Below are 19501 nucleotides of genomic sequence, written 5' to 3' on the forward strand. Positions count from 1 at the left end.
ACCGGCTCGCGCCGGCGCAACGGGCCTCGCCTATGGCCGGCAAATCCGTTTTTCAGCTTATGGAGAAATCATGACCGACGCGTACGCCACGTTTGCCCAGGACAGCTTTGCCGGCAAGACCGTGCTGGTGACCGGTGCCGCCAGCGGCATGGGTTTCGAAACCGCCCGGGCATTCCTCTCCAAAGGGGCCGAGGTCGTGATGTGCGACCGTGACGCGGAAGGCCTTGCAAGGCGCCATGACGAGCTGGGCGGGATGGCCGGGACACCGCACAAGGTGGTGGCAGACATGGGCGATCCCGACAGCATCAAGCATATGTTCGACTATTGCGATGCCAGGCTGGCACGGCTCGACAACGTCGTCACCTGCGCCGCGATCATCACCGCCAAGCGAATCCCGGACCAGGATTGGGCGCACTGGCAACACGTGCTCGGCGTCAATTTGCTGGGCACCTTCTTCACCGTCCAGGGGGCGGTGCAGCGCATGCAGGGCAGCGGTGGGGGAAACATCGTCTGCGTGGCATCGGACGCCGGCGTGCATGGCGGCGGCGGCCTTATCGCCGACACGGCCTATGCGGCCTCGAAGGCCGGCACGCTGTCGCTGGTGAAGTCGGTCGCGCGCGAACTGGCGGGCAAGGCGGTGCGCATCAACGCCCTCAATCCGGGACCGACCGATTCGCCGATGCATTCCCACATCGACCCGGCCCTGAAGGATCGCATCGCGGCCAATCTCCCCATACGCCGCATGGGCCGGCCCGACGACATGGCTGCCGCGATCCTGTTCCTATGCTCCGACGCCGCGAGCTTCGTCTATGGCGCGGCGCTCGACGTAGATGGCGGTTCGATGTTCCGCTGACCGGCAGGGCGACTGCGTCGAACCTTCTGCAAGCTCTGGTTTTTCAGTCGGCCGGACGGTCCGAGACCGGACGCCGTCCATCGATCCACAAGGCAAGCAAGGTGCAGGCCGCACCCGAGAGTAGGTAGGCGCCCGCCGCGATGAGGCCGAAATTGCCGGCCAGCAAGAGAGCTGCGAGCGGCGCGAAGCCAGCGCCGAACATCCACGCAAGATCCGAGGTTATCGCCGAGCCGGTATAGCGATGCTGTCGCGAAAAGCTCGATGCGACGACACCCGACGATTGCCCGAAGCTCAGCCCCAGCAGGATGAAGCCCAGCACCATGAACAGGGCCTCGCCAACGGTGCCGCCATCCAGGAGCTGCGGGGCAAAGCCACTGAACGTCGCGATGGCGATCGCCGAACCGCCGAGCAGCGCACGGCGTCCGACGCGATCGGCAAGTGGACCCGACGCGACGATGGCCGCGATGCCGAACAGCGCGCTCACCGCCTCGATCGCCAGGAAGCGCGCCGGCCCCTCCTTGGTGAACAGGAACACCCAGGAAAGCGGAAACACCGTCACCATATGGAATAGGGCGAAACTCGCCAGCGGCGCGAAGGCGCCGACGACGACGTTGCGGCCTTCGGTCCTGATCGTGTCCCTTATGCGCGTCGGCTGCAGGTCGCCGCTCTCGTACAGTTTCGAGAATTCGGGCGTCACCACGATGCGCAGCCTGGCGAACAGGGCCACGACATTGATGGCGAACGCGACGAAGAAGGGATAGCGCCAGCCCCAGGCAAGGAAGTCGTCGGCCGACAGGTTGGCGACGAAGAAGGCGAAGAGGGCGCTGGCCACGATGAGGCCGATCGGCGCGCCCAGTTGCGGGATCATGGCATAGAAGCCGCGCCGGTTCCGCGGCGCGTTCAGTGCCAGCAGCGAGGGCAGGCCGTCCCACGTCCCGCCGAGCGCCACGCCCTGCCCGATGCGGGCCAGTGCCAAAAGCCAGATAGCGACCGCGCCGATATCGCCATAGGCGGGAAGGAACGCGATGGCGACGGTCGAGGTGCCGAGCAGGAACAGCGCGATCGTCAGTTTCGCACCGCGACCGTAGGCGCGATCGACGGCCATGAACAGGACGGAGCCGAACGGACGGGCGATGAAGGCCAGCGCGAAGATGGCGAAGGAGTAGAGCGTTCCGACGAGCGGATCGTGCGTGGGAAACACCAGTTTGGGGAACACGATGACGGACGCTATCGCATAGACGAAGAAGTCGAAGAATTCCGACGTCCTGCCCACGATCACGCCGACCGCGATATCGCCCGCGCTGACCTGGCCGTGGTCCGAGCCGATCAGCCCGCTGTTTGTTTCGCCAGTCGAAGTATGAGCCATCTTATCCGTCGCCACCGCGTGGAATGAAATATCTGGGACCCAATTGCGGCAATCCCATTGTGCGCTGCACACTGTGCCAGACCTATCCCGGCTGGGCATTGGACAAATTGTCCAATGTCACCGCGCCGCCGCCGGCAGTAGCCCTTGATCGATACCGCACTGCAACATTCCAACGCGTTGCGGAGGTCCATCGAGGGCAGCGTCTGATGAAACGATTTGGAGCCTTGCTTCTGCTTCCCCTGGCCGGGCTGTTGAGTGGCTGCGATATGGTGGTGCTCGCGCCGGCGGGCGATGTCGCGGCCCAGCAGCGCGACCTGCTGATGGTCTCGACCCTGCTGATGCTGATCATCATCGTGCCGGTCATGGCGCTGACTGTCTTTTTCGCCTGGCGCTACCGGCAATCCAACGTCTCGGCGACCTATGCGCCGGACTGGGATCATTCGACGAAACTGGAACTGGTAATCTGGGCGGCACCGCTCCTGATCGTCATATGCCTTGGCGCGCTGACCTGGCTCGGCACGCACCTGCTCGACCCATACCGCCGGATCGACCGGATCGAAGCCGGCCAGCCCGTCACCCAGTTGCACAAGCCACTCAGGGTCGAGGTCGTGGCGCTCGATTGGAAATGGCTGTTCATCTATCCGGATTATGGCATCGCCGCCGTGAACGAGCTGGCTGCGCCGGTCAACCAGCCGATCGATTTCCGCATCACCTCGTCGGCGGTGATGAATTCCTTCTACATTCCAGCCCTAGCCGGGCAGATCTACGCCATGCCGGCCATGGAGACGAAGCTGCACGCCGTCATCAACCGACAGGGTACCTATAGCGGCTTCTCGGCCAACTACAGCGGTGCCGGCTTTTCGGGCATGCGCTTCGCCTTTCACGGTCTGTCCGATGAGGCCTTCGACCAGTGGGTGGCACAGGCCAGGACAGCGTCGGCGGCGCTTAACCGCGACAGCTATCTCGAGCTCGAAAAGCCGAGCGAGAACGAACCGGTCCGGCACTACGCCTCGGTCGATCCCGACCTTTATGGCGCCATCCTCAACCTGTGCGTCGAGCGCGGCAAGATGTGCATGAACGAGATGATGTCGATCGACGCCAAGGGTGGTCTCGGTCTTGCGGGTGTGCGCAACACCTTGCCGCTGCAATACGACAAGCTCGCCCGGCGCGGCGCGGTGTTCGGAAACAATCCCTCCTATGTCGCCAGCATCTGCACGGCTGAGGAGGCTGCTGCGGTCTCGCGCGCGTCCCGCGATGCCTGGCCGACCTATTGGCCGGCGAAGAACCTGTCCCCGCTTCGCGGGGCGGGATTGCTCCGGCCAGGGACCGACAGCCGTAGCGCGGAGGCGGATACGCCGACCCTCGGCCTGCTGCGGCGTGAATTGTGAGAGACAGCCGATGCCCGATACGCTGACCAAATTCATTTTCGGCCGCCTCACCTGGGAGTCGCTGCCGCTGCATGAGCCGATCGTCGTCGCCACCTTCGTCGCGGTGGCGCTCGGTGGCATCGCGCTTCTCGGCGTCATCACCTATTTCAAGCTGTGGGGCTACCTCTGGCGCGAATGGTTCACCAGCGTCGACCACAAGAAGATCGGCATCATGTACATGGTGCTGGGCCTCGTCATGCTGCTGCGCGGCTTCTCGGACGCCATCATGATGCGGCTCCAGCAGGCCATCGCCTTCAATGGCTCCGAGGGCTACCTGAACTCACACCACTACGACCAGATCTTCACCGCCCACGGCGTCATCATGATCTTCTTCGTGGCGATGCCCTTCGTCACCGGGCTGATGAACTTCGTCGTGCCGCTGCAGATCGGCGCGCGCGACGTCTCCTTCCCTTTCCTCAACAATTTCAGTTTCTGGATGACGGTCGGCGGCGCCATCCTGGTCATGGCATCGTTGTTCGTCGGCGAATTCGCCCGCACCGGCTGGCTCGCCTATCCGCCGCTCTCCGGCATCGGCTACAGCCCCGACGTCGGCGTCGACTACTATATCTGGGCGCTGCAGGTGGCGGGGGTCGGCACGACGCTGTCGGGCATCAACCTGATATGCACGATCATCAAGATGCGTGCGCCCGGGATGACGATGATGCGCATGCCGGTCTTCACCTGGACGTCGCTCTGCACCAACGTGCTGATCGTCGCCTCTTTCCCGGTGCTGACGGCGGTGCTCTCGCTGCTGGCGCTCGACCGCTATGTCGGCACGAACTTCTTCACCAACGACTTCGGCGGCAACCCGATGATGTATGTGAACCTCATCTGGATATGGGGTCACCCGGAAGTCTACATCCTCATCCTGCCGCTGTTCGGCGTCTTTTCCGAGGTCACCTCGACCTTCTCCGGCAAGCGCCTGTTCGGCTACACCTCGATGGTCTACGCCACGGTGGTCATCACCATCCTGTCGTACCTGGTCTGGCTGCACCATTTCTTTACCATGGGCTCCGGCGCCAGCGTCAATTCCTTCTTCGGCATCACCACGATGATCATCTCGATCCCGACGGGAGCGAAGATCTTCAACTGGCTATTCACAATGTACCGGGGCCGCATCCGCTTCGAACTGCCGATGATGTGGACGGTGGCCTTCATGCTCACCTTCACCGTCGGCGGCATGACCGGCGTGCTGCTTGCCGTGCCGCCGGCGGACTTCGTTCTGCACAACAGCCTCTTCCTGATCGCGCACTTCCACAATGTCATCATCGGCGGCGTGCTGTTCGGCCTGTTCGCCGGCATTGCCTACTGGTGGCCCAAGGCCTTCGGGTTCAAGCTCGATCCGTTCTGGGGCAAGGTCTCGTTCTGGTGCTGGGTGGTCGGCTTCTGGTTCGCCTTCATGCCGCTCTATGTCCTCGGCCTGATGGGAGTGACGAGACGCATGCGTGTGTTCGACGACCCGTCGCTGCAGATATGGTTCGTCATCGCCGCCTTCGGCGCGGTGCTGATCGCCTGCGGCATCGCCGCCTTCCTGATCCAGATCTTCGTCTCCATCCGCAGGCGCGAGGCGCTTGCCGATACGACCGGCGATCCCTGGGAAGGCCGTACGCTCGAATGGTCGACATCCTCGCCGCCGCCCGCCTACAATTTCGCTTTCATGCCGGTCATTCGCGACAACGATGCCTGGTTTGACATGAAGCAGGCCGGCTACGTCAGGCCGCTTGCCGGCTTCAAGCCGATCCACATGCCAAGCAATACCGGCACCGGCATCATCCTGGCCGCCTTCAGCGTTGCGCTCGGCTTCGGCCTGATCTGGTACATCTGGTGGCTGGCGGCGCTGAGCTTCGTCTGCCTCATCGCCACCGCGATCGGCCACACCTTCAACTACCACCGCGACTTCGACATTCCGGCGGCCGAAGTCACGCAAACGGAGGAGGCGAGGACGACGCTCCTCGCCGCTCGGGGCTGAGGGTTTGAGCATGACATCGACGGCAATCACGGCCGGCACCGAACCGGTCTTCCACCTGGAAGAAGAGCATGCGCACGCCGAAGGCGGCTCCACCATGCTTGGCTTCTGGCTCTACCTGATGAGCGACTGCCTGATCTTCGCGATGCTGTTCGCCGCCTATGGCGTGCTCGGCGGCAACTACGCGGCCGGGCCGGCGCCCAGGGACCTGTTTGACCTCGATCTGGTGGCGGTCAACACCGCCATGCTGCTCTTCTCCTCGATCACCTATGGCTTCGCCATGCTGACCATGGACAAGGGCCGCGTCGTGGCGACGCAAGCCTGGCTTGCCGTGACCGGCCTGTTCGGCCTGGCGTTCCTGTCCATCGAGCTCTACGAATTCGCGCATATGATCCATGAAGGCGCCACGCCGCAGCGCAGCGCGTTCCTGTCGTCGTTTTTCACGCTGGTCGGCACGCATGGCCTGCATGTCACCTTCGGCACCGTCTGGCTGGTGACTCTGATGGTGCAGGTCGCGAGATTTGGCCTCATAAAGGCGAACCGCCGCCGGCTGATGTGCCTCAGCATGTTCTGGCACTTCCTCGACGTCGTCTGGATCGGCGTCTTCACCTTCGTCTATCTGATGGGAATGTTGCGATGAGCGCTCATGATCATGCCGAGGGTCACGGCCACGCCCATGGTGGGGCGGCACACGGATCGTTGCGGGGCTATCTGACCGGCTTCGTCCTGTCGGTGATCCTGACCGCCATTCCATTCTGGCTGGTCATGACCGGCGCCATCGATGACAAGCAGGCCACGGCCATCGTCATCATGGCCTTCGCCGTCGTGCAGATCATGGTCCACATGGTCTTCTTCCTGCATATGAATACCGCCTCGGAAGGCGGATGGTCGATGCTGGCGCTGATCTTCACGCTGATCCTGGTCGGTATCGTGCTGACCGGTTCGCTCTGGGTGATGTACCATCTCAACGCCAACATGATGCCGGGACTGCACGACATGCGCGAGATGCCATGAGCCCGGCGGCGGGCTCTGGGAGGACCATCATCGAGGCGATCGGACAAACCGGCATTGGCTCGCGTCCCGCCCCGCAAGAAGACGCCGGCGGATCGTCCGCATCGCGCCTTGTCCTTGTGCTGCTCGGACTTCTCGGCGTGCTGGTGTTTGTCGGGCTCGGCATATGGCAGCTGGAAAGGCGGGTCTGGAAACTCGATCTGATCGCCCGTGTCGACCAGCGCATTCATGCCCCGGTTGTCGATGCGCCTGGCCCGCAGAGCTGGAACGGCATCACCGCGGCCGGTTACGAATACCGCCATGTGCGGTTGGCGGGGCGCTATCTGGGCGGCGCCAACACGCTGGTTCGGGCGGTGACGGAGCTTGGCGGCGGCTATTGGGTGCTGACGCCGATGCGAACCGACATTGGTTTCGTCGTGCTGGTCAACCGCGGGTTCATTCCCCAGGAGCGCAAGGCTGAATTCGAACGGGAGAGGGGCGGTCGAACCGCGCCGGCCGTCATTGACGGGCTGTTGCGCATGAGCGAACCGGGCGGAGGATTCCTGCGCAAGAACGACGCCACGGGCAATCGCTGGTATGCGCGAGACGTCGCCGCTATCGCAACCGCGCGCGGGTTGACGACCAATGTCGCTCCCTATTTCGTCGATGCGAAAGCATCCGGCATCGAGGGCTGGCCGCGCGGCGGGCTGACCGTCGTGACTTTCCGCAACAGCCATCTGGTCTATGCTTTGACCTGGTTCACGCTCGCTGCGATGCTCGCCATTGCCCTGGCCAGGCCGATGATCGGCCACCGCCGGCGGCAAGGACCCACGAGATGAGCGTTCCCACGCAAGAGCTTCACCATGGCAAATCCCTGGTGGCGGCATCCCTTGCCGGCAAGAACGGGACAGTATCGCATACCGATGCGACGAACAGGAAGAATCTGTTCCTGCTCATCCAACTGCGTTGGCTGGCGGTGGCGGGTCAGGTGCTCACCATTCTGGCGACGGAATACTGGTTCGATATCCCGCTACCGCTGGGGGAGATGGCCGGGGTGGTGCTTTTTCTGGTGGGCCTCAACATCTTCAGCCTGCTGGTCCTGCGCGGTATCAGGCCTATCAGCAACACCCAGCTCTTCATCGCACTCATCTTCGACATGGCGGCACTGACGACGCAGCTTTACCTGAGCGGCGGCGCGTCCAATCCGTTCGTATCGCTCTATCTCTTGCAGATCACGCTCGGCGCGGCACTGCTGACGCCAAGGTTTACCTGGATCCTCGTGGCGGCTGCCTCGGCCTGCTTCGTCTTGCTCATCTTCCTTTTCCAGCCGATCGCCATCCCGCATCATGGCGGCAGCGATCTCCTGTCCCTGCATATCAGGGGCATGTTCATCTGCTTCGTGCTGGCGGCCGGGCTGATCGTGATCTTCATGACGCGCATCAACCGCAATCTGCGCGAGCGCGACGCCTATCTCGCCGATCTGCGCCAGCGCTCGGCCGAGGAGGACCACATCGTGCGCATGGGCTTGCTGGCCTCCGGAGCCGCGCACGAACTGGGCACACCGCTAGCCACGATATCCGTCATCCTGTCCGACTGGCGCCACTTGCGCACCCTTGCGCGCAACCGCGAACTGGCGGCCGACGTGGCCGAAATGCAGGCGCAGATCGAGCGCTGCAAGCGCATCGTGTCCGGAATCCTGATGTCTTCCGGCCAGGCGAGGGGCGAGGGGACGATACGCACGACCATTCGCGATTTCCTCGACGATCTGGTCGAGGAATGGCGCATCAGTCGCCAGCCATTCAAGCTGGAATACAAGAACGATTTCGCCCCGGACGAGCAGATCGTGTCAGACACGGCGCTGAAGCAGGTCATCTTCAATGTGTTCGACAATGCCCAGGAAGCATCGCAGGATTGGGTCGGCGTGACTGCCGAGCGGCAAGGCGACAAGCTCATGATCTCCGTGCGCGATCGCGGTCCGGGTTTCGACGAGGGTATTCTGGCAGCACTTGGCCAACCCTATATGTCGAGCAAGGGACGGCCAGGCGGCGGTCTTGGTCTGTTCCTCGTCATGAACGTGGTCCGGAAACTGGGAGGCGATTTTTCGGCGCGCAATATGGAGCAGGGCGCCTGTGTTACCCTTTTGCTGCCGCTGGCGGCACTGACCGATGGAGATGATCGTGACGTTTGATCGATCCCTGTTTATCGTCGAGGACGACGCGACCTTCGCGAAAACGCTGAAGCGCTCCTTCGAAAAGCGCGACTACGACGTCGTCGTCTGCCACGACAGGGCGGCATTGCTCGGCGCCCTCGAAAAAACTGTTCCGGCTTACGCCGTCGTTGATCTCAAGCTTGGAGCCGGCGGCTCCGGGCTGGAGTGCGTCAAGCTGCTCAGCGCCCGCGATGCTTCGATGAAGATCGTCGTGCTGACGGGGTTTGCCAGCATCGCCACGGCGGTCGAGGCGATCAAGCTCGGCGCCAGCCATTACCTGGCGAAACCCGCCAATACCGATGACATCGAAGCCGCCTTCGGCCGTGCCGAGGGCGATGTTTCCGTACCGCTTTCCAGCCGGCCCACCTCGATCAAGAATCTGGAATGGGAGCGCATCCACGAAACGCTGGTCGAAACCGGCTTCAACATCTCCGAAACGGCGCGCCGGCTTGGCCTTCACCGGCGTACTCTGGCCCGCAAGCTCGAGAAGCGCGTGGTGAGGTAGCACAGCGCCGTTGCTCTCGCGAGCGGGCCGAGCCCAGTCTGGCTCATCGATCACCCGGGTGCGAGCATTCAGTGCTTCCTTGCTCGGTCCGGGATACCTATTTGTCTAAGATTCGCGGACACAGGAGCAGGCACGAACGTGGCGCAACGATCGGGCAGTGCTGATCTTCCCCTTCACGGCGGGCGTGTGCCGAAATGGTTGGGCGATCGCATGACGCGTCTCGGCGCGGTCATGTGCGAGGCGATCATCCATCACTATGGCCGCAATGAGTTGCTGCGGCGCCTGGCGCATCCGTTCTGGTTCCAGTCCTTCGGCGCCGTCATGGGCATGGACTGGCACTCGTCCGGCATCACGACCAGCGTCGTCGGCGCCTTGAAACGCGGTCTCACGCCGCTATCGGGCGAACTCGGCATTCACGTCTGCGGCGGCCGTGGCGCGCATTCGCGCAAAACCCCGCATGAGCTTGCCGCCATCGGTGAGCGCATCGGCTTCGACGGCGCGCGCCTGGCAACCGCCAGCCGGCTGGTCGCCAAGGTGGACAGCGCCGCCGTCCAGGACGGTTTCGACCTCTATTTGCATGGCTTCATCGTCACCGACGACGGCGACTGGGTGGTGGTGCAGCAAGGCATGAACGGTGACAGCAAGGTGGCGCGCCGCTATCATTGGCTGTCCGAAGGTTTGAAGAGTTTCGTCGACCAGCCGCATGCGGCCATCGAAGGCGCCAACCAGGGCGAGATCGTCAACCTGACCGACCGGCGCGCCGAGGCCTCGCGCCAGGGACAGCTTGACCTGCTCCAGGATCTTGGGCCGGATCGCATCCTTCGAGAACTCGCCGCCCTGGAGCCCCGCACCGCACCGGCCCCGGTGCAGCCATTGCTGCCGCATCTGGTCATGCCGGCTCACCATGATGTCCGCGAAAGCGATGTCGTGATGCATCGCCTTCACGGCAACATGGCCGCGGCCGCCGAGCGGGGTCCCGCCGATTTCGCCGAGCTTCTCCTGGTTCCTGGCGTGGGCGCCCGCACGGTGCGGGCGCTGGCCCTCGTTGCCGAAGTGGTGCATGGCGCGCCTTGCCGGTTTTCGGACCCGGGCCGTTTTTCGCTGGCGCATGGCGGCAAGGACAGTGTTGAAGTCCGCCGTGCAAAAGGCCAGGCTTGGTCGCGAAGAGGAGATCGGCGCATTGAGGCGGCTCGACGATCAGTCGCGGCAGGTCGAGCGATATGTCACCGGTCCCAGCCTCAAGGAAATTGTCGCGGGCGAGTTCGACCAGTCGCATCTGCTTGGCGGCCGCAGTGTCTTTGGTTGGGAACCGGCGCCGGATCAGATGCCTCCCGAGCAGAACAAGAAGGCATGACAGGCCGCTGGCGCCGCATCACGCCACGCGACGGAACCTATAGTGGTCTTTGATGAATTTATTGAAGAAGCGGCCTTTCGAGGAAGCCCGCATGAACGCCGCATAGGTAGCCGGGGCGATGTCCTCGTAGTCATAGCGGTTGCCGTGCGGCACGAACCAGACCGAGAGGATCCTGGTCGCGGAATCGTATTGCGTGTTTCGAATGACGGTCGACGGCATGGTGGCACCTGACGGCTCCACCGATTAACCCGCCAGCCATGGTCCGGTTCCGTGCCGCCCGAAGGTGCTATCTGTCACGTGGATTGCCGAACTTCGCGACGCGCTTCCTCGAATATCGATCGATGCGCGGCAGCCCGTCTGCAAAGTCGACCCACGGCAGCCTGAGGTCCCAATAGGCATGGGCCTGTGGCCGCAGCCCTTCTGGTCTGTCGAAGAACCCGATTGTCAGATAGAACTCGTCCGGCAGGCCTTCGTCGCTGTAGCCTATCGAGCTCCCACAATCGGAACAGAAGGTACGGACAACGCCCGGCGTCCTGGAGAAAGCCTTTGGCGCTCCTTTCAAAAGGCGGAACTGGCTCGGCCGATATCCGACCCAGATGGTGAGCGGACTGCCGATCGCCCGTCGGCAATCGTCGTCGTGATCGTAGCATATCCAGAAAGGCTCACCCTCCATGGCGGCGGCAATTGCTCCGCAAAAGCAGGCCCCGGTTTCAACGCGCGGCATCCGGCACTCCAAGGCTGGAACATGACCGGCGGCCTCCGACGGAACCGCCGTTTCCTAAACTTTCACGCCGCTCCGGTGTTCCGTCGCGCCGGTTTTGAAATGCGTCCGAGGCAAGCAAGCGCGGTTCCTGTATTGCCTTGCGATCCGGCCTTCACCATCTAGGCACAATGTCGCCGCTCAAACCGAAAACAGCCGGCCATGTGGCCCAGTACGATCTCTTCGGTGCCGCTCAGGATGATCTGCCGGAGGGTTTCGCCTACCAGCCCGGACTGATCCCGCGCCAAGAGGAAATCGAACTCGTCCAGCATCTTGAAGGACTGCCCTTCAAGGCCTTCGACTTTCACGGCCATCTGGCAAACCGGCGTGTCGCCGGTTTTGGCCTTCGCTACGATTATGACCGGCGCGAGGTCGTCGAGGCACCGCCGATCCCTGATTTTCTGTTGCCCTTGCGCGCGCAGGTCGCGGCCTTTGCGCGCCTGCCCGCCGAAGCCTTCGCGCAGGTCTTGATCAATGAATACCGGCCCGGCGCCGGTATCGGCTGGCACCGCGACAAGCCTCATTTCGAAGATGTCGCGGGCGTCTCGCTGCTGGCGCCCTGCGATTTTCGCCTTCGACGCAAGAATGGGTCCGGATGGGACCGCCGGACCATCACTGTCGAGCCGAGATCGGCCTATCTCATGACGGGTCCTTCGCGGTCGCAATGGGAACACAGCATCCCGCCGCTTGCCGAGCACCGCTACTCGATTACCTTGCGAACATTGCGGTCGTAGGATCCCTGAGCGCGCGCTGACGTTTCCAGGATCCGGGAAGGCTGTCCGCAGAATTGCTCAACCCGCCCCCCGTGCGGCGAGGTGGGTTGAGCAATCCCCATTGTTTTAGGCAATTCCAGACGGAAAACCGCTACGTGTTTTTCCTGGAATTGCTCTAGGTCAGTATCAGCACGATCTTGTACGTATCCGGATCGACGATGACGATCCGGCCGTCGGCCAGAACGAAATAGTCGTAGGACTCGTACGCCGGGATGATCTTGACGATGCGAGCCGGCAAACGATGCAGCCTTATCTTGTGCCGCGGAACCTCAATGCCGACGGAGACGTCGAAGTCGACGTTGGATACCGGCTGGACCTTGGTTTCCCTGATCACCTGGGTGATCTGGGTCTTCTGTTCAACGGTCACATTGTTGATGGAAGCGGTCGAGGTCTTATCCTGCGTGGAGGTCTTGCCTTGAGCCTGCTGGTCGGTCGTGGTGCCAGCCTTGCCCTGGGCCTGTTGATCCGTCTGGACCTTGGTCTTGTCCTGGGCCTGCTGGTCCATCTTGGTGCCGGCCTTGCCCTGGGCCTGCTGATTGGTCTGGACCTTGGCCTTGCCCTGTGCCTGCTGGTTCATCTTGGTGCCGGCCTTGTCCTGCGCCTGCTGGTCGGTCTGGACCTTGGCCTTGCCCTGTGCCTGCTCTTTCATCTTCGAGCCCTTCTGGCAGTTGGTCGTGCCGGAAGCGCAGTTTGTGTCCGCTCCTGATTGGCTGTCGGCGGGCTGCTGCGACTGGGCCATCGCCGTCCCGCAGCCCAGCCCGATCGCCAGCATGCTGGTAATGAGAACATGTTTCATAGGAAATCTCCTTCGGAGAGTTCGTCCCTTCAAGGGGGAAACTTCGACCAAAAAAGATTGTTCCGAACTGGCTGCGTTAATGCCGCCACCCCCGATAGACCCGAAGACCGAACTTCATGGCGCTACTTCACGCCGATGCCGGCGGTGAGGCCGCCATCTATCTTGTAGTCGGCGCCGGTGCAGAATCCGGCCTTCGACGAACACAGGAACGCGATGAGTTCCGCCACCTCTTCCGGCTCGCCGATACGGCCGAGCGGATGGGCCGCGCCGAACCGCCTGTAGGCCTCTTCGACATCTGCGTCGCTGCCGCCGTCGCCACGCGCGGCCTTTTCGAGGATCGGTGTGCGGATCGAGCCCGGGCTGACCGAATTGACCCTTATGCCCGATGCGGCATAGTCGAGCGCCAGCGAACGCGTCAGCGTATGGATGGCGCCCTTGGTCGTGGCATAGGCGGCAACGTTCTGCTGGCAGGCGAAGCCCTGCACCGAAGCGACGTTGACGATGGCGCCGCCGCCCCGCTTGATCATTTCCGGGATGCCGAAATGGGCGGTCAGATAGATCGAGCCGACATTGACGGTCATCGCCCGGTTCCAGGTTTCCCAGTCGGTTGTCGTCGCTGTTCCATAGGGGTGCACCGCCGCCGAATTGACGATGACATCGATGCCGCCGAATTTCGCCACGCCGGCGGCGACCGCGTCGCGCACCTGGTCGGAAACCGAGACGTCCACGGTCTGAACCAGTGCCTTCGCCCCGGCCTTGGCGAGGCTCTCCTGCATGGCGGCATTGGCTGCCCGGTCGACGCCGCAGGCGATGATCGCGGCACCCCCCGCCGCAAGGCGTTTGGCGGTTGCCAGGCCGATACCGGTCGTCCCTGTCACCAATGCCACCTTGCCGTCAAAATCCTTCATCGTGGAAGCTCCTTCATTCGCCATCGAAACCGGCTCTTAGTTTGACACTCATCGTGGTCAAACAATAGGTTGCCGGTCTCGCAAAAAAGGAAGTGGCAATGGAACAGTGTTGGCGCTGGTACGGTCCCGATGATCCGGTGACGCTTGAACATGTCAAACAAGCCGGCGCAACCGGCGTGGTTTCAGCGCTTCACCAGATCTATGACGGCAGGGCCTGGCCCGAGGCCGATGTGCTCGAGCGCAAGCGTATCATCGAAGCGGCTGGGCTGACCTGGTCGGTTGTCGAGAGCATCCCGGTCCACAATTCCTTCAAGATCGGCGCGCCGGGGCGCGAGCGCTATGCCGGCTACTATCGCGACAGCATCCGCGCGCTCGCCAGGGCCGGCATCCAGACGATCTGCTACAATTTCATGCCGGTGGTCGACTGGACCCGCACCGATCTGGCCTACCGGCTGCCGACAACCGGCTATGCCTTGCGTTTCGACGCCATCGATTTTGCGGCCTATGATCTCTTTGTCCTGCAGCGCAAGAATGGCGCGGCAAGCTACACGCCGGCGCGTATCGCCGAGGCCGAGAAGCGGCTGAAGGTGCTGACGCCGGAGCAGATCGACCAGATCGAGCGCAACCTGATCGCCGGCCTGCCGGCGACGGAGCGCAGCTATAACAGGGACAGTTTCCGCGAGGCCCTGGCGGAATACGATGCGATCGGGCCGAAGGAATTGCGCGACAATCTCGCCTGGTTCCTGCGCGAGATCATCCCGGCGGCCGAAGAGGCGGGGGTGCGCATGTGCATCCATCCCGACGATCCGCCCTTCTCGCTCTATGGCCTGCCGCGCGTCGTTTCGACGGCCGACGATGCGCGTTTCATCCTCAACACTGTCGACAGCCCTGCCAATGGGCTGACCTTCTGCACCGGCTCTTACGGCACGCGCGCCGACAACGACATCGTCGCCATGGTCAAGGAATTCGCCGACCGCATCCATTTCGTCCATCTGCGCAACATCACCATCGAGGAGGACGGCTCGTTCTACGAGGCCGAACATCTGGAGGGTGGCACCGACATGGCGCATGTCATCCTCGCTCTGATGCAGGAAGAGAAGCGCCGTCGCGGGGAAGGCCGCGCCGACTGGCAGATTCCGATGCGGCCGGATCATGGGCACCTGCTCGCCGACGACATCGGCAAGAAGAAGCTCAACCCCGGCTATTCGCTCATCGGCCGGCTGAAAGGCCTCGCCGAATTGCGCGGCATCATGCGCGCCGTGGAGCGGTTCGGGCTGGCCTGAAGCCATCGGGCGATAAGTCGTTTGCGATCTTCCGCTGGGATGTAGCGACAAGACGCACCGGGCGCTTCGTTTCGTCCGGCATCCGCGTGCCTAACCATCCGATTGTCGATGCGGCCGGGGCTGGCCCTACGACGAGAAGCGGCCTTCGGGGGATGGTCAACAACTTCATTGAACTGGCATGCAGATTTTCAAGACCGGTCGTGTAGTGCATCGTTGATGCACTTCATGCTTGGCCAGCGCTCCATGAAGGCGGGCGAATTTCCCGCCACCGGCTAAGGGTCATGCTTATGAAAAAGGATAACCCTTTGACGATCTTCCCTTTCACCGAAGCCAGCCCGATCGAGTTTCAGGCGCCGCTGCCGAAGACGGCGGACGTGGTCATTGTCGGCGGTGGCATCATCGGCGTGACCGCGGCATTGTTCCTGGCGCGGCGCTATATACCGGTGACTTTGCTGGAGAAGGGACGTGTCGCCGCGGAGCAGTCCTCGCGCAACTGGGGCTGGATCCGACAGCAGGGCCGCGACGCGGACGAACTGCCCATCGTCATCGAAGCGCAGCGTCTCTGGCGCCAACTGGCCGAGGAGTGCGGCGAGGACATAGGCTTGACGCAAACCGGCGTGACCTATCTTGCGCGGACCGACAAGGAGATGGCTGATTTCGCCAAGTTCCTGAAGATCGCCGAAGCCCATGGCGTCGACACGCGTCTCCTCGACCGGGATGAGACCGCCAGGCTGATCCCGGCCATGTCACGCCCCTTCAAGGGCGCCATGACCACGCCGTCGGACATGCGTGCCGAGCCCTGGGTCGCCGTGCCGGCGCTTGCTCGCCTGGCCGTTCGCCATGGTGTCACGATCGTCGAGAACTGTGCGGCACGCATGCTCGATATCTCCGCGGGGCGCATCAGCGGTGTCTGGACCGAACGAGGCCGCATCGCCACATCGAACGTGCTTGTCGCAAGCGGCGCCTGGACGTCGCTGTTCCTGCGCGCGCATGGCGTCTCGATCCCGCAGCTCAGTGTCCGCACGACCGTCGCGGCGACCGCGCCGATGGCGGAAATCCATGCGGGCGCCGCCGCGGACGAACGCATCGCCTTCCGGCGTAGAAAGGACGGCGGATACACGCTGGCGGCGGGAGGCAGCCACCTGCTCTATGTCGGGCCGGATGCGTTGCGTCATGCACCGAAATACCTGCCCGCGCTGAAGGCAAATCCTTTCGGCACGCGCTACCTGCCGGCGGCGCCTCGTGCATATCCGGACAGCTGGTCTACCCCACGCAAATGGGATGCCGATAAGGAAAGCCCGTTCGAACGGATGCGCGTTCTCAATCCCGCCCCGGAGGCCAAGGCGCTTCGCGCCATCGATCGTGGGTTCAAGGAGCTTTTTCCGCAATTCGAGGCGGTGCCGCTCAGGGCAAGCTGGGCCGGTATGATCGATGCGATGCCGGATGCCGTTCCCGTCGTGGATCGTACGGCTGCGGTTCCGGGCCTCGTCATCGCGACAGGGATGAGCGGCCACGGCTTTGGCATAGGGCCCGGCATGGGCCGCGTCCTGTCCGACTTGATCCAGGGCAACGAGACTGGACATAACCTTCACAGGTTCCGTCAATCCCGTTTCAGCGACGGCAGCCCGATGCGGATGGGGCCATCGCTTTAGAGCAATTCCAGGAAAAGTGCGTAGCGGTTTTCTGTCCGGAATTGCGTGAAAACAAAGAGTTAGAGCGGTTCGGCGATTCTATCAAACGCTGAACCGCTCTAGACCTCGCCTGGTGTACAGGCTCCGCGAGACGGCTAATCTGGTTTCGCCTGGCCGGAATTGAACTTGCGCCGGGCGTTTTCCAGATGCTCGCGCATCGCCTGGCCGGCGGCTTCCGGATCGTGCCGCTCGATGGCTTCGAAGACTGCCTTGTGGCCGGCGAAACTGATGCGGTTTTCGAGCTCGGTGTTGGCCATGTGGATGCGCTGGTTGATCAGCCACTCCACCAGCGCTTCGTGCGCGGCGAGAAAAATCGGATTCCCGGGGATCGCGGTCAGCACGCGGTGAAAGGCGACGTCGGTGACGGCAAAGGCGCGGGCGCGTGAAATGGCGCGTTCGTTTTCGGCAAGTGCCGCCGCCAACGCGTCGATCTGCTGGCGTGTCGCCACCTCGGCGGCATGGCGTGCGATCGAGACTTCGAGGAACAGCCGCAGTTGTTCGAAATGGCCGATGCCGTCGGGCTGGTCCATCAGTAAGTGTGCGGTGCCTGTTAGTTGCTCCAGCATGTTCTTCGACGTCGGCCGCGTCACCTTGGGCCGCTCGCCGCTGTTGATGCGCACAAGGCCCATCTTTTCCAGTGCAAATAGTGCCTCGCGTACCGAGGGGCGCCCAACATCGAACATCGACATCAGTTCGCGCTCGGACGGCAGCGAAGCGCCGACCGGATAGACCTCGTCGCGGATCATCGCCTCCAGGCGGAGACGGACTTCGTCGGACAATTTTTTTCGGACCGGCATATTGTGCATGGTCTACCTTTTAAGCTATTAGACCAGGCGCCGCAAGCGAGCACGGGCAAGCAGCTGTGGATCGCCAGGGTTTGGTGCGACCGAGGGTGGGAGGAGGTCGCTACGCGCCAATGAGCGACTGGACGCGAAACCGCGACCAAGCGACCGCGAGAAGGCGCGCTCCAAGGTCAGCCGCAACCGGCCGACACAATCGAAGGGAGGAGAATTCCATGAGACGATTTCTGATCAGCCTTTTGCCGGCCCTGGCGCTCATGCTTGCCGCGGGCGCTGTGAAGGCCGAAGGAGGCGGCACGTTCCGATCCGCCATGCGTACCGGCTGTATCGAGATGAGCACGCTGCACACCACCTGCGGCCACCGCCTCGACGAGACGGTGCTGCAGGGCCTCGTCCACATCAAGTGGACGGGCGACGGCGTGCAGCCGATGCTGGCCGAGAGCTGGAAGACGTCGGACGGCGGCAAGACCTATGTCTTCAACCTGCGCCATGGCGTCAAATGGCATGACGGCACGCCTTTCACCGCCAAGGACGTAGTGTTCAGCCTCAACCTCTACGCCAACCCGAAGGTCGGCTCGCCCTGGTCGCAGAAGCTTTCCGCCGTAGCCGGATACAAGGCCTTCCAGGATGGCTCGGCGACCTCGCTTGCCGGGGTGAAGACGCTGGACGACGCGACCGTGCAGATTGAACTCGACAGCGCCAAGCCGCTCTGGGTCGAGCTGCAGCTTATCGCGATCAGCATCTTTCCCGAGCACATACTGAGCAAGGTCGCGCCCGCCGACATCAAGGGCAATGCCTTCTGGGTCAACCGCGTCGGCACCGGTCCGTTCATCTGGAAGAAGTATGAGAGCGACCAGTATGTCGAGGTCGACCGCAATCCCGACTATTTCCTCGGCGCGCCCAAGCTCGACCGCATCATCTACCAGATCTACAAGGATGTGCCGCCGATCATCGCCGCGCTGGAGACGCAAGAGGTCGACGCCATGTCCTATGAGGGCGGCGGCGTGCCGATCTCCGAGCTGCCTCGGCTGCAAAAACTCGACTATCTGACCGTGCTGCCGAAATTCTCCGCCGGCCTGCCGACCTACCTGCAGTTCAACCTGGAGAACAAGCGCTTCGCCGATGTGCGCGTGCGCCAGGCGATGCTCTATGCCATCGACCGCAAGGCGATCATCGAGACCGTCAAGCAGGGCGCCGGCGAACTCTTGAACACGCTGTTCCCGCAGGACTGGGCGCGTGCCAAGGACCTCGAACCCTACGACTACAACCCCGACAAGGCCAAGCAGTTGCTCACCGACGCTGGCTGGGATGCGAGCCAACCGGTCGACTTCATCTACTATTATTCCGACCAGATGAACGTCGACACCGTCACCGCCATCCAGAGTTATCTGGCCGCCGTCGGCGTCAACATCCAGCCGCGCCTGCTCGATCCGGCGGCGATCAACCAGATCTATGCCGACGGCAGCTTCCAGATGGGCTTCTTCGCACAAGGCATGGGGCTCGATCCCTCGCTCGGTTCGCCGCTGGTCGTCTGCGGCGCCAAGCCGCTCGCCATGGGTTATTGCAACCCCAAGGTCGACGAGCTCTTCAACAAGGGACTCGAGTCCAACGACCGCGCCACGCGTGCGGCGAGCTATCAGGAGGCCTCGCGCATCCTCAACCAGGACCTGCCAAAGGCCTGGCTTTGGAACGAGGTGCGCCCGCTCGCCTTCAACAACCGCATCGTCGGCCTGGCGCAGCACTTCAAGGAACAGCCGCTCGTGATCTTCAATCACCCCGTCTACAACGAAGTCGAGAAGTGGGAGGTGGCGAAATAGCCT

At 62.9% G+C, this 19501-nt stretch carries 18 protein-coding genes and 1 pseudogene; 13 read left to right on the forward strand and 6 right to left on the reverse strand.

The genetic code is table 11. The features are described 5' to 3' along the window. Window positions 1-70 precede the first annotated feature (70 nt). A complete protein-coding gene (locus tag FJW08_RS25340) occupies window positions 71-853 on the forward strand; it encodes an SDR family oxidoreductase (RefSeq protein WP_140756574.1) in 783 nt (260 codons plus the stop codon). Window positions 854-896: 43 nt separating this feature from the next. Here the strand turns inward: FJW08_RS25340 and FJW08_RS25345 are convergent, their stop codons facing one another. Further along, window positions 897-2219 carry an MFS transporter gene (locus tag FJW08_RS25345; RefSeq protein ID WP_140812755.1) on the reverse strand — a complete coding sequence of 441 codons (1323 nt, stop codon included), beginning with the start codon at window positions 2217-2219 and terminating at the stop codon, window positions 897-899. A 206-nt stretch (window positions 2220-2425) separates the two neighbouring features. Between FJW08_RS25345 and cyoA the strand changes: the two genes are divergently transcribed. The 8 genes and pseudogenes from cyoA to FJW08_RS25385 all read left to right on the forward strand — a co-directional run bounded on the left by cyoA (window position 2426) and on the right by FJW08_RS25385 (window position 10670). Beyond that, entirely contained in the window at window positions 2426-3607 is a 1182-nt protein-coding gene (gene cyoA / locus FJW08_RS25350) for a ubiquinol oxidase subunit II (protein ID WP_140812756.1), read from the forward strand. A gap of 10 nt (window positions 3608-3617) precedes the next feature. Further along, a complete protein-coding gene (gene cyoB / locus FJW08_RS25355; protein ID WP_140812757.1) occupies window positions 3618-5615 on the forward strand; it encodes a cytochrome o ubiquinol oxidase subunit I in 1998 nt (665 codons plus the stop codon). A 10-nt stretch (window positions 5616-5625) separates the two neighbouring features. After that, the gene (cyoC, locus tag FJW08_RS25360) at window positions 5626-6252 is read left to right on the forward strand and encodes a cytochrome o ubiquinol oxidase subunit III (RefSeq protein ID WP_140812758.1); all 627 of its coding nucleotides are present in this window, start codon (window positions 5626-5628) and stop codon (window positions 6250-6252) included. Further along, window positions 6249-6626 carry a cytochrome o ubiquinol oxidase subunit IV gene (locus tag FJW08_RS25365; protein WP_140812759.1) on the forward strand — a complete coding sequence of 126 codons (378 nt, stop codon included), beginning with the start codon at window positions 6249-6251 and terminating at the stop codon, window positions 6624-6626. Before cyoC ends, FJW08_RS25365 begins: the two co-directional genes overlap by 4 nt. Next, entirely contained in the window at window positions 6623-7441 is an 819-nt protein-coding gene (locus FJW08_RS25370) for an SURF1 family protein (RefSeq protein WP_140812760.1), read from the forward strand. The genes FJW08_RS25365 and FJW08_RS25370 overlap by 4 nt, the downstream gene beginning before the upstream one ends. Continuing rightward, window positions 7438-8790: an ATP-binding protein gene (locus tag FJW08_RS25375; RefSeq protein WP_140812761.1), complete on the forward strand. Its 1353-nt coding sequence runs from the start codon at window positions 7438-7440 to the stop codon at window positions 8788-8790. Before FJW08_RS25370 ends, FJW08_RS25375 begins: the two co-directional genes overlap by 4 nt. Further along, the gene (locus FJW08_RS25380; protein ID WP_181183042.1) at window positions 8780-9316 is read left to right on the forward strand and encodes a response regulator transcription factor; all 537 of its coding nucleotides are present in this window, start codon (window positions 8780-8782) and stop codon (window positions 9314-9316) included. Before FJW08_RS25375 ends, FJW08_RS25380 begins: the two co-directional genes overlap by 11 nt. A gap of 138 nt (window positions 9317-9454) precedes the next feature. Beyond that, window positions 9455-10670: pseudogene (locus tag FJW08_RS25385) on the forward strand (DUF763 domain-containing protein). 18 nt (window positions 10671-10688) lie between these two features. Here FJW08_RS25385 and FJW08_RS25390 read toward each other — a convergent pair. Together FJW08_RS25390 and FJW08_RS25395 are read right to left on the reverse strand one after the other, a co-directional pair. Next, window positions 10689-10889, reverse strand: coding sequence for a KTSC domain-containing protein (locus FJW08_RS25390; RefSeq protein ID WP_140756594.1), 201 nt, complete (start codon window positions 10887-10889; stop codon window positions 10689-10691). 67 nt (window positions 10890-10956) lie between these two features. Beyond that, window positions 10957-11394, reverse strand: a complete 438-nt coding sequence (locus FJW08_RS25395) for a GFA family protein (RefSeq protein WP_140756597.1) — start codon at window positions 11392-11394, stop codon at window positions 10957-10959. A gap of 167 nt (window positions 11395-11561) precedes the next feature. Between FJW08_RS25395 and FJW08_RS25400 the strand changes: the two genes are divergently transcribed. Continuing rightward, window positions 11562-12164 carry an alpha-ketoglutarate-dependent dioxygenase AlkB gene (locus FJW08_RS25400; RefSeq protein WP_140812763.1) on the forward strand — a complete coding sequence of 201 codons (603 nt, stop codon included), beginning with the start codon at window positions 11562-11564 and terminating at the stop codon, window positions 12162-12164. 154 nt (window positions 12165-12318) lie between these two features. Here the strand turns inward: FJW08_RS25400 and FJW08_RS25405 are convergent, their stop codons facing one another. Both FJW08_RS25405 and FJW08_RS25410 read right to left on the reverse strand, forming a co-directional pair. After that, window positions 12319-12999, reverse strand: coding sequence for a DUF1236 domain-containing protein (locus FJW08_RS25405; protein ID WP_140812764.1), 681 nt, complete (start codon window positions 12997-12999; stop codon window positions 12319-12321). 122 nt (window positions 13000-13121) lie between these two features. Continuing rightward, window positions 13122-13907: an SDR family oxidoreductase gene (locus tag FJW08_RS25410; RefSeq protein ID WP_140756605.1), complete on the reverse strand. Its 786-nt coding sequence runs from the start codon at window positions 13905-13907 to the stop codon at window positions 13122-13124. Window positions 13908-14005: 98 nt separating this feature from the next. Here FJW08_RS25410 and uxuA point away from each other — a divergent pair, with 98 nt between their 5' ends. Both uxuA and FJW08_RS25425 read left to right on the forward strand, forming a co-directional pair. Continuing rightward, entirely contained in the window at window positions 14006-15190 is a 1185-nt protein-coding gene (gene uxuA / locus FJW08_RS25415) for a mannonate dehydratase (RefSeq protein ID WP_140812765.1), read from the forward strand. Window positions 15191-15495: 305 nt separating this feature from the next. Beyond that, window positions 15496-16842, forward strand: coding sequence for an FAD-binding oxidoreductase (locus FJW08_RS25425; protein WP_140812766.1), 1347 nt, complete (start codon window positions 15496-15498; stop codon window positions 16840-16842). 134 nt (window positions 16843-16976) lie between these two features. On the opposite strand, the gene nanR is transcribed toward FJW08_RS25425, so the two are convergent. Further along, complete coding sequence (gene nanR / locus FJW08_RS25430; protein ID WP_181178358.1) at window positions 16977-17687, reverse strand: transcriptional regulator NanR; 711 nt, start codon at window positions 17685-17687, stop codon at window positions 16977-16979. Between the two features lie 209 nt (window positions 17688-17896). Here nanR and FJW08_RS25435 point away from each other — a divergent pair, with 209 nt between their 5' ends. Then, the gene (locus FJW08_RS25435) at window positions 17897-19498 is read left to right on the forward strand and encodes an ABC transporter substrate-binding protein (RefSeq protein WP_181183043.1); all 1602 of its coding nucleotides are present in this window, start codon (window positions 17897-17899) and stop codon (window positions 19496-19498) included. The last annotated feature ends 3 nt before the right edge of the window (window positions 19499-19501 follow it).

It is taken from the genome of Mesorhizobium sp. B3-2-1 (assembly GCF_006439515.1).
Classification (GTDB): Bacteria; Pseudomonadota; Alphaproteobacteria; order Rhizobiales; family Rhizobiaceae; genus Mesorhizobium.

Coding starts and splice junctions, on each gene's coding strand:
- cyoB (WP_140812757.1), top strand. CDS start 3,618: ATGCCCGATACGCTGACCAAATTCATTTTCGGCCGCCTCACCTGGGAG.
- FJW08_RS25400 (WP_140812763.1), top strand. CDS start 11,562: ATGTCGCCGCTCAAACCGAAAACAGCCGGCCATGTGGCCCAGTACGAT.
- FJW08_RS25390 (WP_140756594.1), bottom strand. CDS start 10,889: ATGCCGTCGACCGTCATTCGAAACACGCAATACGATTCCGCGACCAGG.
- FJW08_RS25365 (WP_140812759.1), top strand. CDS start 6,249: ATGAGCGCTCATGATCATGCCGAGGGTCACGGCCACGCCCATGGTGGG.
- FJW08_RS25435 (WP_181183043.1), top strand. CDS start 17,897: ATGAGACGATTTCTGATCAGCCTTTTGCCGGCCCTGGCGCTCATGCTT.
- FJW08_RS25370 (WP_140812760.1), top strand. CDS start 6,623: ATGAGCCCGGCGGCGGGCTCTGGGAGGACCATCATCGAGGCGATCGGA.
- FJW08_RS25405 (WP_140812764.1), bottom strand. CDS start 12,999: ATGAAACATGTTCTCATTACCAGCATGCTGGCGATCGGGCTGGGCTGC.
- FJW08_RS25375 (WP_140812761.1), top strand. CDS start 7,438: ATGAGCGTTCCCACGCAAGAGCTTCACCATGGCAAATCCCTGGTGGCG.
- nanR (WP_181178358.1), bottom strand. CDS start 17,687: ATGCACAATATGCCGGTCCGAAAAAAATTGTCCGACGAAGTCCGTCTC.
- FJW08_RS25395 (WP_140756597.1), bottom strand. CDS start 11,394: ATGCCGCGCGTTGAAACCGGGGCCTGCTTTTGCGGAGCAATTGCCGCC.
- FJW08_RS25345 (WP_140812755.1), bottom strand. CDS start 2,219: ATGGCTCATACTTCGACTGGCGAAACAAACAGCGGGCTGATCGGCTCG.
- cyoC (WP_140812758.1), top strand. CDS start 5,626: ATGACATCGACGGCAATCACGGCCGGCACCGAACCGGTCTTCCACCTG.
- cyoA (WP_140812756.1), top strand. CDS start 2,426: ATGAAACGATTTGGAGCCTTGCTTCTGCTTCCCCTGGCCGGGCTGTTG.
- FJW08_RS25410 (WP_140756605.1), bottom strand. CDS start 13,907: ATGAAGGATTTTGACGGCAAGGTGGCATTGGTGACAGGGACGACCGGT.
- FJW08_RS25340 (WP_140756574.1), top strand. CDS start 71: ATGACCGACGCGTACGCCACGTTTGCCCAGGACAGCTTTGCCGGCAAG.
- uxuA (WP_140812765.1), top strand. CDS start 14,006: ATGGAACAGTGTTGGCGCTGGTACGGTCCCGATGATCCGGTGACGCTT.